9 protein-coding genes and 1 pseudogene are annotated in these 13,228 nt (G+C 70.9%); 6 read left to right on the top strand and 4 right to left on the bottom strand.

The genetic code is table 11. The features are described 5' to 3' along the window. The 3 genes from FUT87_RS18995 to FUT87_RS18985 form a co-directional block, all read left to right on the top strand. Positions 1-943, top strand: a 943-nt coding sequence (locus FUT87_RS18995; RefSeq protein ID WP_147242038.1) for a porin, incomplete at its 5' end; no start/stop codon positions are given. Positions 944-980: 37 nt separating this feature from the next. Next, on the top strand, positions 981-3,587 hold the full coding sequence (locus FUT87_RS18990) for a PEP-CTERM sorting domain-containing protein (protein ID WP_186830633.1): 2,607 nt from the start codon (positions 981-983) through the stop codon (positions 3,585-3,587). Positions 3,588-3,811: 224 nt separating this feature from the next. Next, the gene (locus FUT87_RS18985; protein ID WP_222617204.1) at positions 3,812-5,722 is read left to right on the top strand and encodes an amidohydrolase; all 1,911 of its coding nucleotides are present in this window, start codon (positions 3,812-3,814) and stop codon (positions 5,720-5,722) included. A 78-nt stretch (positions 5,723-5,800) separates the two neighbouring features. On the opposite strand, the gene FUT87_RS18980 is transcribed toward FUT87_RS18985, so the two are convergent. Together FUT87_RS18980 and FUT87_RS18975 are read right to left on the bottom strand one after the other, a co-directional pair. Next, positions 5,801-6,703 (bottom strand): amidohydrolase family protein, encoded by a 903-nt coding sequence (locus tag FUT87_RS18980; RefSeq protein WP_147242036.1) that lies wholly within the window; start codon positions 6,701-6,703, stop codon positions 5,801-5,803. 52 nt (positions 6,704-6,755) lie between these two features. Then, positions 6,756-7,412, bottom strand: a complete 657-nt coding sequence (locus tag FUT87_RS18975; protein ID WP_147242035.1) for a hypothetical protein — start codon at positions 7,410-7,412, stop codon at positions 6,756-6,758. Between the two features lie 160 nt (positions 7,413-7,572). On the opposite strand from FUT87_RS18975, the gene FUT87_RS18970 reads away from it, so the two are divergent. Further along, positions 7,573-8,058, top strand: a complete 486-nt coding sequence (locus FUT87_RS18970) for a hypothetical protein (protein WP_147242034.1) — start codon at positions 7,573-7,575, stop codon at positions 8,056-8,058. 48 nt (positions 8,059-8,106) lie between these two features. Here the strand turns inward: FUT87_RS18970 and FUT87_RS18965 are convergent, their stop codons facing one another. Continuing rightward, positions 8,107-9,966, bottom strand: coding sequence for a glycoside hydrolase family 13 protein (locus tag FUT87_RS18965; protein ID WP_147242033.1), 1,860 nt, complete (start codon positions 9,964-9,966; stop codon positions 8,107-8,109). 93 nt (positions 9,967-10,059) lie between these two features. Continuing rightward, entirely contained in the window at positions 10,060-11,793 is a 1,734-nt protein-coding gene (locus tag FUT87_RS18960) for an alpha-amylase family glycosyl hydrolase (RefSeq protein WP_255511920.1), read from the bottom strand. 361 nt (positions 11,794-12,154) lie between these two features. Here FUT87_RS18960 and FUT87_RS18955 point away from each other — a divergent pair, with 361 nt between their 5' ends. Together FUT87_RS18955 and FUT87_RS18950 are read left to right on the top strand one after the other, a co-directional pair. Next, the gene (locus FUT87_RS18955) at positions 12,155-12,877 is read left to right on the top strand and encodes a hypothetical protein (RefSeq protein WP_186830631.1); all 723 of its coding nucleotides are present in this window, start codon (positions 12,155-12,157) and stop codon (positions 12,875-12,877) included. Next, positions 12,874-13,228: pseudogene (locus tag FUT87_RS18950) on the top strand (DUF3372 domain-containing protein); the annotation flags it as partial. The gene FUT87_RS18955 and the pseudogene FUT87_RS18950, both read left to right, overlap by 4 nt.

Raw genomic sequence — 13,228 nt, 5'->3', positions numbered from 1 at the left:
CAGCGGGACCGACACGCGCCATCTGGTCAACGGCGACGGCAACACCTCCAGCCGCTTCGGCGTGCGCGGCACCGAGGACCTGGGCGGCGGGCTCAAGGTGGGCTTCTGGCTGGAGTCGGCGGTGTCCGTCGACGACGGCACCAGCGGCGCCACCAGCACCAACAACAAGGACTCGGTCAGCGGCGGCCTGACCTGGGGGCGACGCGCCACGGTGCAGGTCTCGGGCCCGTGGGGCGAGCTGCGGCTGGGCCGCGACTACGTGCCGTCGTTCGGCAACCTGACCACCTCGATGCATCCGTTCGGCACGAACGGCGTTGGCAGTTCGGGGATCCTGTTCTACCCGGTCCCCGCCAACGGCACGACGGCCCGCACCAATGTGCGCGCCTCCAATTCGATCGGCTACTTCACGCCCTCGGGCATCAACGGCTTCTACGGCCACGCGATGCTGGCGCTGGGCGAGCAGGGCGCCGGCCCGACGCGCAAGGACGGCCAACTCACCGGCCTGCGCATCGGGTGGCGCAACGAGACCTTCAACACCTCGGCGGCGATCTCCAAGACCCGCTACGCCACCGGCGACTACACGCAGAGCAACGTCGGCCTGTCCTACCAGTGGGGTCCGGCCAGGCTGATGGCGCTGTGGGGCCGCAACGAGGTCGGCATCTCCCGCACCACGGCGACGATGCTGGGCACGCAGTGGCAGCTGTGGCCGCAGGGCGAGCTCCGCTTCGCCTACACCTGGCTCAAGGCGAGGAATGTCGCGAGCGACGCCACGCACATCGCCATCGGCTACGTGCACGACCTGTCCAAGCGCACCGCGCTGTACACCAACCTGGCGAAGGTCGACAACAAGGGCCGCGGCACGCGCTTCAACGTCGGCCTGGCGACGACGCAGCCCGGCGGCGACAGCGGCGGCTTCGAGGCCGGCGTCCGCCACAGCTTCTGACGCGCGCTTCAATCTCCAGCAACGAAGGAGCACGACCATGCCGTCCACCATGACGAAGTTTTCCTGGCGCCTGGCCGGCGCGGTCGCGCTCGCGGCCGCCACGCTGGCGCCGTCCGGCGCACGCGCCGAGGCCACGAAGATCCTGTTCGTTGGCAACAGCTACACCTTCGGGCGCGTCGACCCGGTGATGAGCTACAACGCCGCCCAGGTGCACGACCTCACCGCGTCGATGTACGCGACCAATCCGAGCGGCGCCAACAGCTTCGAGCCCCATCCCTGGGGCGGCGTGGCCGGCATCTTCAAGCAGTTCACGGTGCAGGTCGGGCTGGACTACGACGTGTCGATCTCGGCGCGCAACGCGGCCTCGCTGCGCGGGCAGTTCCTCAACACCAACAGCGCTGGCTGGGACCTGCGGGGCAACATCGGCTCGCAGGCCTGGGACAAGGTCGTGCTGCAGGAGCAGAGCGACGAGCCGCTGACGAAGCAGCCGGGACTGGCGTCCAACCCGGCCTACTTCAACACCTACACGAATCTGATCGAGAACTGGGTCCACCAGGGCAACGCGCTGAGCTACCGCGAGCGCGACCTCATCGGCGGCACCAACGCGAAGTGCGCCGAGATCACCGGCGCGTCCACCGGGACTTGCTCGCTGCTGCGCACCGTCGGCGCGAACGCGCATGCGAACGCGGACGCCGACGTCTACCTCTACCAGACCTGGGCGCGGCCCAACCTGGTCAACGCGCCCAGCACCACGGTGACCGACGAGATCACCGGCGCGGTGACGCCCACCGGGCAGCCGGCGTCGTCGTTCTATCCGTCGCTGCAGGCGATGACCGAGGATCTGCGACAGGCCTACGCCGCGGCGGCGCTGATGGCGGGCGCCGATGGCTCGGGCGGCATTGCCGGCGTCGCGCCGGTGGGCGAGGCCTTCATGCGGGCGATCGCCGCCGGCATCGCGACGCCCGACATGTATGCCTCGACCGCGGCGAGCGACGGGCTGCTGGACCTGTGGTTCGACGACGGCACCCATGCGAGCAAGTACGGCTCCTACCTGAGCGCGCTGACGCTGTTCGGCACGATCACCGGCGTCGATCCGTCGGTGCTGGGCCTGGGCGAGATCGCGGCCCGGGACCTGGGCATCAGCGCGCGCGACGCGGTGCTGCTGCAGCGCGTGGCGAGCGAGCAGCTCGGCTTCGTCGCCGCGGTGCCCGAGCCTGGCTCCTTCGCGCTGGCCGCGCTGGGCGTGGCGCTGGTGGGGATGCTGCGGTGGCGCCGGCGCTGGTCGAGCGCGCCGATGATGACGGCGGTCGTGCTCGGCCTGGCGGCCGCGGCGCCGGTGGCGGTCGCGAAGGACGCCAGGGAGGCGCAGGACGCGGCCTTCGACATGGCGGCCGAGTCCGCGCCGGCGCCGGCGACCTGTCCGTCCGGAGTCGGCGAGGGCGCGCGTTGCCTGGCGGGCCAGGACAGCGCGGGCGCGTTCTACATGATCGTGATGCCCAAGGCCTGGAACGGCGACCTGGTGGTGCATGCGCACGGTGGGCCCTTCCTCGGCGCGCCGACGGCCAGGCGCGTGGTCGAGGACATCGAGCGCTGGTCGATCATGCCGAGGCTGGGCTACGCGCTCGCCGCGTCGAGCTACCGGCAGGGCGGCGTCGCGGTGACGGCCGCGGCGCAGGACAACGAACGGCTGCGACGCCTGTTCATCGACAAGGTGGCCAAGCCGAAACACGTCTACCTGCACGGCCAGTCGTGGGGCGCCAGCGTCGCAGCCAAGGGCGCGGAGCGCTTCGTCGACGGCAAGCCCTACGACGCGGTGCTGCTGAGCTCGGGCGTGCTGGGTGGCGGCACCCGCAGCTACGACTTCCGGCTCGACCTGCGTGTCGTCTACCAACACCTCTGCCGCAACCATCCGCTGCCGAGCGAGCTGCAGTACCCGCTGAACATCGGGCTGCCGCTCGCCTCGACGATGAAGCAGGCCGATCTCGCCAGTCGCGTGAACGACTGCCTGGGCCTGAACAAGTCCGCCGCGGAGCGCTCGCCCGAGCAGGTCGCGAAGATCAAGACCCTCGTGGACGTGGTCCACATCCCGGAGCGCAGCATCCTGTCGCACCTGAACTGGGCCACCTGGCACTTCCAGGACATCACGTTCAAGCGCACCGGCGGTGCCAGTCCCTTCGGCAACGTGGGCGCGGTGTACGCCGGATCGAGCGACGACGCGGCGCTCAACGCGGGCGTGCAGCGCTACGCGGCGGATCCGAAGGCCGTGGCGATGCTGGCGGCGGACGCGGACCTCGACGGGAAGATCCCGGTGCCGGTGCTGACGGTGCATGCGATCCACGACCCGACCGCGATGGTCGAGCTGCAGGAGAGTTTCGGCCGCACGATGGCGGCGGCGGGGCGCGGCGATGCGCTGGTGCAGACCTTCACCGGCGACAAGGACCACAGCTACCTGAGCGACGCGACCTATGCGGCGCTGATGGAGGCGCTGTCGAACTGGGCGACGCAAGGCCGAAAGCCGACGCCCGCATCGATCGCCGCCGGTTGCGAGAAGGCACGCGTGACGCTGGGATCGACCTGCCGCTTCGAGCCGGACTACCAGGTCCGGCCGCTGGAGACGCGGGTGGTGGGGCGCGACCGGCCCTGATACCCGGACGACAGCGACGACACCGACGACACCGACGACACCGGCCGCAAGCCGGTGTCTCCACTTTGGGAGAAGCCGGATCCGGCATTCGGGCGAAGAATCGGCGGGTTCATTCGACAGGAGCCGCCATGTTCACCGACCTGATCCGCACCGGCCGCGAGGACGCGCCGCAGGGCAATCGCCGCGACTTCATGGAGGCCGCCGCCGCGCTGGGCCTGAGCGTGATGGCCGGGCCGGTGCTCGCGCAATCCGCCGCGGGCGGAGCGCCGGAGCTGATCCTGCGCAACGGTCGCATCACGACGATGGACCCGGCGCGGCCCGAGGCGAGCGCGATCGCGCTGCGCGACGGCGTGGTGATGGCGGTGGGCGGCGACGCGGAGATCGCCAAGCTCGCCGGCCACAGGACCCGGGTGGTCGACGTGGAGAAGCGCCGCGTGATCCCGGGGTTGACCGACTCGCACATGCACATCATCCGCGGCGGTCTCAACTTCAACATGGAGCTGCGCTGGGACGGCGTGCGCTCGCTGGGCGCGGCGCTGCAGATGCTCAAGGACCAGGCGGCGCGCACGCCCGCGCCGCAGTGGGTGCGGGTGGTCGGCGGCTGGAACGAATTCCAGTTCGACGAGAAGCGCATGCCGACACTGGCGGAGCTCAATGCCGCGGCGCCGGACACGCCGGTGTTCGTGCTCAACCTCTACAACATGGCCTTCCTGAACCGCGCGGCGCTGCGCGCGGTCGGCTACACCAAGGACACGCCGCAGCCCGCGGGCGCGATCATCGAGCGCGACGCGCGCGGCGAGCCCACCGGGCTGCTGCTGGCCGAGCCCAACGCCTTCATCCTCTACAACACGCTGAACCTCGGGCCCAAGCTCGATCCGGAGCAGCAGCTCAACTCGACGCTGCACTTCATGCGCGAGGAGAACCGGCTGGGCGTGACCTCGGTGGGCGACGCTGGCGGCGGCTTCCAGAACTATCCCGATGACTACGGGATCATCGACCGGCTCGCCAAGGAGGGCCGGCTGACGGTGCGCATCGCCTACAACCTGTTCCCGCAGAAGGCGAAGCAGGAGCTGTCCGACTTCCAGCGCTGGGCGAAGACCGGCCGGCCCGGCGACGGCAGCGACTTCTACAAGCTCAACGGCGCGGGCGAGATGCTCGCCTTCAGCGCGGCGGACTTCGAGGACTTCCTCGTGCCGCGGCCCGAGATGCCGGCGGCGATGGAGAGCGACCTCGAGGGCGTGGTGCGTTTCCTGGCAGGCAACGGCTGGCCCTGGCGCATGCATGCGACCTACGACGAGACGGTGTCGCGCGCGCTGGATGTCTTCGAGAAGGTCCATCGCGATCATCCGATCGACCAGCTCGGCTGGTTCTTCGACCACTGCGAGACGGTGACGCCGCGCAACCTGGAGCGGATCCGCAAGCTGGGCGGCGGCATCGCGGTGCAGAACCGGATGTCCATGCAGGGCGAATACTTCATCCGCCGCTACGGGCTGAAGGCGACGGCGGAGACGCCGCCGGTCAAGCGCATGCTGGAGATGGGCCTGCCGGTGTCGCTGGGCACCGATGCGACGCGGGTGAACAGCTACAACCCATGGCAGGCGCTGTACTGGCTGGTGTCGGGCCGCACCATCGGCGGCACGGTGCTCTATCCGGAGGAACGGCGGCTGGAGCGCATCGCGGCGCTGCGGCTGATGACGGCGGACGGGGCGTGGTTCTCGCGCGAGACGGGGAAGAAGGGCGTGCTGAAGGCGGGCGCCTTCGGCGACCTGGCGGTGCTGGACCGCGATTTCCTCACCGTGCCGGAGGACCAGATCCAGGACATCACCTCGGTGCTGACGGTGGTGGCGGGCAAGCCGGTGCATGGCAGCGGCGCTTACGCGTCGCTCGCGCCGCCCTTGCCGCCGGCGATGCCGGACTGGTCGCCGGTGCGCCGCTACGGCGGCTACCAGGCGCGCAAGTCGTCGACGTCCGCGATGAGCGATGCCGAGCGCCGCTACCAGTACGCCGCGATGTGCGGCTGCGCCAGCCAGTGCGGCGTGCATGGCCACGACCACACGGCGGTCGCGAGCGCGGCCAGCGATGCGTCGGCGGCGCAGGCGTTCTGGGGCGCGCTGGGCTGCAGCTGCTACGTGTGACGGAGCGGCAAGGGAGGCGAGGGCGGTGAGGGCGCGCTGAAGCGACGATGACGCGGCGCCGGGGCGCTGGAGCGCCGCTCAGGGCGGCAACCCGAACAACCTGGCCGCGTTGCCCCAGGCGATGCGCCGGGCGACGTCGGCGGGCAGATCGCCGAGCCAGGCGCGGTAGCCCTGCATGGTGGCGTCGTAGTGCTGCCAGCGCTGGTTGACCCAGGTGTCGGAGCCGACCAGGAAGCGATCGGGATGGCGCTCGATCAGCGCGCGCCAGTCGGGGCAGAGCTTGCCGTCGTCGCAGGTGAGGCCGGGGCGGTAGGACAGCTCGCCCATCAGCCGCGGGTACTTCGCGAGCAGGGCCTGGACGCGCTCGATCGGGGTGCCGTTGATGCCGGTGTGAGCCCAGATCAGGCGGAGCTCGCGTCCCTGGCTCGGCGTGGCGGCCATCAGCAGGTCGATCGCCTCGTCGTCCACATGGGCGAGCACCACGAGCGACTTCTCTTCGGCCAGCGCCATCAACTGGCGCGCGACGGGACCGCGCGCGTTGGCGCTGTCGTAGAGGTGGAACTCGCCGAGGCCGCGATACGGCCCAGCCGCGGTGCCACGCGCGAGTTCCTCCTGGACCATGCGGTAGATGGTGGGATCGCGGAACCAGTTGTCGTAGTCGGCGCGGTTGCGGTAGAGCCGGATGAAGGGCACCACGGTCACGCCGGCGGCGCGGGTCTCCGGCAGCCCCGCGAGGGTGCGCGTGCCGTCGTTCGGACGCGAGTTGGAGAGGATGGCCTTCACGCCGTTGCGCTGCATCCGCGCGAGCACGTCGGCCGGCGGATGCGGACCGTCGCGGCCGTTCCAGGCTTCCTCGTTGTAGTGGAGGTGCGCGTCGAAGAGCGGGCCGGTGTAGTCGGCCGCGAGGGCGCCGCCGGACCACGCCGGCGACAGCGCCAGCACGACGAGCAAGGACAGCAGGGCAGGCGGCACACGGCGCATGGGCAGGCTCCAGGGCGATGAGGTCGCGGTGGATTCTGCGCCTGCGAGGCGCCTATCGACGATCGGGGAAGGTCCCGGGCAGCGGCGCCAGCGAAGAGGCGCCGGGTCCGATGGGCGCGAGCGGGAGGCAGCGATCCGGTGACGGATCGCAGAAGCTGACATCGATGAGGTCGGTGGATGGGCGCCGTGGGCGCAGGATCAACTGCGGCACGCGCGGCCAGCGTGCCAGGAGCACGCGCTCGATGACGGCGCGAGGCAGGGTGGGCAGCCGGACGGACAGCCACTCGACGTCCTTGAAGCGGGTCATCTCCAGGCCTTCCCAGTCGATGAACGCGGGCGGATCCTGAAGGATCAGCGTGGCCTGCGGGTGAAGGCCGGTCGACCGCGCCGTGAGCGCGAGGTGGGCGCAGGCCGCCTCGCAGAGGCCATGCACCTCCACGCGCCTGAACACGAATGCCGCATGCAGGGCGAGCCGCGTCCTGATGGGCCGGCCGCCGCGCAGATCCTTCAGATGGATCGCGTCGACACCGGGGCGGCGCAAGGCGTTGTCGATCCGCTCGACGGCCGCGTCGTCAAGCACGCCGTCACGTATCCAGAGGTCGGAGCCATCCCGGTCAATGCTGATCGCCAGCGCATCCGACGCGGCACCGATCGCCGCGGCGAATCCCAGCCGCCTTACGAGGTTCATCCACATGGGCGCGTCGGTCACGCTCGCGGCCGCATCGGTTCGAAGACGTCCCGCAGCGCCCGTTCGGGCGCGCGCCGGATGCAATTCTGACCACGCGGCATGCCGCCAGGGCCGCTCGGCGCGGGAGCCCCCCTTGCCCGCCCAGGGCCACACCCGTCCCTGCCGCTTGCCGGAGAGCCTCATGCACCATTTCTCGCCTCGCAGCCTTCGCACCACCGATCTCATCCGCGAATCGCTGATCGCCGGACTCGCTTCCGGCTTGCTCTCCGCCGCGGCGGTGGCCTGGGGCAGCCGCGCCGGCGGCCATCGCGCGGTGGCGGGCCTCAACGCGCCCAGCCATTGGCTCTGGGGCGACGAGGCGCTCGAGTCCGACGCCTGCAACCTGCGCCATACCGGCGTTGGCGTCGCGACGCACGTGGCCTCGGCCTTGTTCTGGGGCGGGATCTACGCGCTGATGCGCGGCTGGCATCGGCGGCCGACACCGCTCAATGCGGCGACCGATGCGGTCATCCTGACCGGCGCCGCGGTGGTCACCGACTACCTGCTCGTGCCCCGGCGCCTGACGCCGGGCTTCGAGGCCCGGCTCACGCCGCGCCGGCTGGGCATCGTCTACCTGGCGCTTGCCGGTGGACTGGTGCTCGGCGCGCTGTGCAGTGAGCGGGACTGAACCCGTCCGCTGGCGATGTCGGGCGCGGCGTGTCGCGCCCGGCCCCGGTCACTCGATCGACAGCAGCGTCACCGACCGCGCCGGCAGGCTGAGCGACGCGCCCAGCGTCGCCTTCTGCCCGGTCATGACGTCGGTGGCGGTCTCGCCGCCGCGCAGCATCTCGGTGAAGCGCGTCAGGTCCAGCTCCCGCGCCTCGCGCGCCTTGTTCAGCACCAGCATCAGCCGCTTGCCGCCCAGGCCCTTCGCCGCGTCGTAGCGGAACAGCACATAGGCCTCGTTCAGCGGCGCGTACTGCATCAGCGCGCCCTCGTGGACCAGCCGCTCCGACTTGCGCCAGTTCAGCAGCCGCTTCAGCCAGGCCTGCGCGCCGGCCTGGCGCTCGCTCAGGCCCGCGCCGGTGAAGGCGTTGACCGCGTCGCCGGCCCAGCCGCCGGGGAAGTCCGCGCGGGCCGCGCCGTCATCGCGATGGCGCGGGCTGGTCATCAGGATCTCGGTGCCGTAATAGAACTGCGGAATGCGGCGCACCACGCTCAGGAAGGCCCAGGCCATCTTCGTCAGGTCCAGGTCCTCGTGCAGCATGCTGTACAGGCGCGGCGTGTCGTGGTTGCCCTCGAAGAGCACCAGGTTGGCCGGGTTCGGATAGACGAAGTCGTGCGCCAGGCCCTCGTACAGCCGCGTGAAGCCGCCATCGTGCGAGTCGGCCTGGTTCAGGCCGGCCAGGATGGCCTCCTGCATCGGGAAGTCCATCAGGCTCGGCAGCGACGACACGTAGCCATCGTGGTTGCGCTTGCCCGCCTGCCAGTACGACACCACCGCGGGATGCGGGCTCCATTCCTCGCCGACGATGTTCAGCTTCGGATACTCGTCCTTCAGGCGGCGCGACCAGGCGGCCAGGAAGTCCTTGTCCGAGTAGCTGTAGGTGTCGGTGCGCACGCCCGCCAGCCCCGCGCTCTCGATCCACCACAGGCTCATCTGCGTGAGGTAGGTCGCCACCAGCGGCTGGCGCTGGTTGAGGTCGGGCATGTCCGGCGTGAACCAGCCGTCGCTGAAGCGCTTGCGGTCGCTCGGCGCCGCGTAGGGATCCTGCAGCGACATGCGCGCGTGATGCGTCTCGGTGTAGCGGGGCCAGACGTTGACCCAGTCCGCCGTCGGCAGGTCGGCCATCCACCAGTGGTGCACGCCGATGTGGTTCAGCACGATGTCCTGGATCAGCCCCAGGCCGTGGCGCTTCGCCTCCGTCGCCAGGCGCATGAAGTCGGCATTGGTGCCGAAGCGCGGATCCACCTTGTAGAAGTCGGTCGCCGCGTAACCGTGGTAGCTCCACTTCGGGCTGTTGTTCTCGGACAGCGGCGTCGGCCACAGCATCGTGAAGCCCATGCCCGCGATGTAGTCGAGGTGCGCGGTCAGCCCGGCGAGGTCCCCGCCGTGGCGGCCGCCCGGATCGTCGCGCCGCAGGCCTTCGGCCATGCCGGGCACCTCGTCGTTGCGCGGGTCGCCGTTGGCGAAGCGGTCCGGCACCACCAGGTAGATCGCGTCCTTCGGCCCGAAGCTCTCGCGCTGCGCCGAACCTGGCGCGCGGGCGCGCAGCGGGTAGCGGTGCTCCAGGACCGTCCGGCCCTCCTGCTGGAGCTGCAGCGTCAGCGTGCCCGGCTGCGCGCTGGGCGCGATGCGCAGGTCGACGAACAGGTAGTTGGGGCTGTCGCCCCGCCGCGTGCCGACCAGCGTCACGCCGGGCGCCGGCACGAGCGCGACCTGCAGCGCGCCGATGCCGGCGCCGTGCAGCATCACCTGCAGCTCGGGGGACTTCATGCCGACCCACCAGTCCGGCGGCTCGACGTGGTCGAGCGTGACGTTGGCGGGGATGGAGACGGAAGCGGCCGTCGCGGCGGCGGCGGGAGTGTGCGTCATGGCAAGCAGGCTCAAGGCGAGGGGGAGGAGGGAGGCGAGGAAGGAGGCAAGAGGTGCGGCGGGACGGGTCGGAGCGATCATCGTGCCCGTCCTTCAGCGCAGGCGGAAGACCTGCACCGACAGCGGTGCGGCGGTCAGCGTCAGGCGGCCGGTGGCGTCGACGCGGGGCGCCGGCATCGGCGGCCGCTCCGGCGTGGAGGCGGTCGGATGGAGCCGGCGCAGCGGGCGTTTCGCGCTCAGCCCGGCGAGCGCAACCTGTGCCGCCTCCTGGCCGTAGTTGATGACGACGAGCACGCGCTCGCCCCGGTACGCGCGCTGGAAACTCAGCACGCGGCCCTGCGCCAGCGGCGCTTCGTAGCTGCCGCGCGCCAGCGCCGGCTGCGTGTTGCGCAGCGCCAGCATCGCCTTGTAGAAATTCAGCAGCGAGCCCGGATCGGCTGCCTGCGCCTGCGCGTTGTGCGTGGCGATGTTGGGCGCCGCCGGCCGGAAGGGCGTGCCGGAGCTGAAGCCGCGCGCGTCGCCGGTCCAGCTCATGGGCGCGCGCAGCGGCGCGTCGCCCGGCAGGCCCGCGACACCGGCCTGGCCGATCTCCTCGCCGTAGTAGAGGAAGGGCGTGCCGGGCAGCAGGAGGTAGGTGGCGGCGGCAAGCTTGTAGCGTGCCTCGTCGCCCTGGAACTGGTCCCAGGGGCGCCGGCCCGCGAAGATGTCGTGATTGCTCAGCATCGTCGCCATCGACAGCGGCGACTCGGTGAAGAAACGCGCGACCCGGGCGACCGCCTCGTCGGCGCCATCGCCGCCCTTGGCCGCATCGATCACCGCGCGCTCCAGCCCGAAGGCGAAGGCGCTGCCGCAGATCTCGGGCCGGGTGTAGACCTTGGGCTCGGCCGTCGCCTCGCAGACGACGAAGCGATGCGGATAGCGCTTGATCAGGCGCGCGAAATCGCCGGTGAGCGCGCGGCTCTCCGGCTGGTCGTTCCAGTCCCTGGCGCTGTTCTCGATCAGGTGCGGCACCGCGTCCAGGCGATAGCCGTCCAGCCCGCGGTTGAGCCAGAAGCGCAGGCTGTCCGCGTGGTACTTCACCACCGCCGGGTTGCGCATATTGAAGTCGGGCATGTCGGGACCGAAGGTCGCGAAGTAGCGCGGCGAGCCGGCCGGCGCCAGGGGCGTCGAGGTCGGCTTGGGGGGCTTGGCCGGCTTGGGGGCGCTGGCGCCTTCGGGCAGCTCGGGCAGCTCGGGCACCTGCTCGCCGGGCAGGTACCACGGCGTGTGGCCCCAGATGTCCCAGTCCGCCAGCTCCGCCAGCGGCTGGGGGCTCCACACGAACCAGTCGCGCCACGGACTGGCCGGATCGGCGGCCGCGGCCTGGAACAGCGGATGCTCCCGCGCGCCGTGGTTGATCACGTAGTCCATGACCACGCCGATGCCGCGCCGGTGGGCCTCGCGGATCAGTTCGTCGAAGTCGGCCAGCGTGCCGTACTGCGGCTCGATCGCGCGGTAGTCCGTGGTGGCGTAGCCGTGGTCGTGGTCGGCGCTGGCGGTGATCGGCATCAGCCACAGGCCCTTGACGCCCAGGTCCTTCAGGTAGTCCAGCCGCTGCGTCACGCCGCGCAGGTCACCGATGCCGTCGCCGTCGCTGTCCTGGAAGCCACGCACGAAGATCTCGATGAACGGCCCGTGCTGCCAGCCCTCCGGCAGCGCGCTGCGGCCCGGCCGCTCCGGCACCGACGACAGGTCCACCGGCGCCGCGGGCGTGGCGCCTACGCCGGCTGCCGTGAGCAAGGCCAGCGTCGCCAGGGCGGCGGCGAAGGCGAGGGGGCGAGGCGTCATCTCGCGGTCTCCTGATCTTTTGGTTTGTAGCAAAAGTACAAATCTCGGTGAGGCGGTTGTGAGTTCTTTGAATACCGCCGCGGCGCAGCATAGAAGGATTGAGTAGTGATGGGAAGTCCTGATCCTCCTGATATGTAGTTTTGCTACCATCCAAAACCAAACCCGCTGCCAGCCATCCGGATGGCCTCGGATCAAAAAACAACAGTTCGATGGAGATCCGATGGGCGTTCGTCCGACCCCGTGCCTTCCGTGGTGCCGTCCCTGTTCCCGTCCCCGGTCCGGTTTCCAGTTCAGTCTCCGGTCGCGTGCGGCGGCGGTGATGCTGAGCGGCCTGGCGACGCTCCCAGCTTGGGCGTCTTCGATGGGATCTCCCGACGCGGCGCCGGTTCCGGCGCTCGCCGCCTGCGATGCCGGACCGGTGACCGTGCTGCGCGCGCAAGCGCCCGCGCTCAAGGCGACGACAGACGCGCTGCAGCCGGTCTGGCTCGATGACCGCCGGCTGCGTTGGCCGGCGCTGACGCTGGGCGCGGGGCAGGTCCTGCGCTTCCATCACTCGGCCGAAGGCGCGCTCGATGTGGTCGACGGGCGCCTCGCTGGCAGCGATCTCAGCGGCGCCCTCGAACTGGCGAAGGACGCGCCAGACGCCGAGGTCGCCGCGCAGGGCGCCTACCTGGGCGCGGGCCTGGACTTCACCATCGATCCCGCCATCGACCGGCGCGCGCTGCATCGCGGCCAGACGCTGATCACCGTGGAGGACGACCAGGGCCGCGTGCTGCGCTGGAGCCCGGCGCAGACGGCCCGGGCGCTCGACGTGCTCCATGCCGCCGCGGAGGACGAGCGCGCGCTCGGTGTCTCGCTGACGCCGGCCGGCGCCAGCTTCAAGCTGTGGGCGCCGACTGCCGATCGCGTCGAGCTCTGCCTCCACGACGGCCCCGACAGCGCCGCCCGTGCCCGCCTGCCGATGACGCGCGACGAGCTCACCGGCATCTGGTCCGCGGCCCGGACCGGCGTGCGCAGCGGCGCGTACTACCGCTACCTCGTCGAGGTCTTCGTGCCGGCGTCGGCCGGGTCCGCAACCTGGTGACCGATCCCTATGCGGTCAGCCTCTCGGCCGACTCGGCGCGCGCCTATGTCGCCGATCTGTCCGAGCCCCGGCTGCAGCCGCGCGGCTGGTCGGCCAGTCGCATCCCCGACCGGGTGAAAGCGACGACCGACATGGTCGTCTACGAGCTGCATGTGCGCGACTTCTCGCGTGACGACCCGACCGTCCCCGCGGCGCAGCGCGGCAAGTACCTCGCGTTCACGCGGAGCGACTCGGCCGGCATGCGCCATCTGCGCGCGCTGAGCCGCGCCGGCCTGACCGACGTGCACCTGCTGCCGGCGTTCGACTTCGCCACCGTCAACGAGAAAGGCTGCGTGACGCCCTCGCCCACCG

It is taken from the genome of Mitsuaria sp. TWR114, assembly GCF_007997345.1.
The sequence above is the reverse complement of the archived record's forward strand: the minus strand, read 5'-3'. Positions and strand labels throughout refer to the sequence as shown.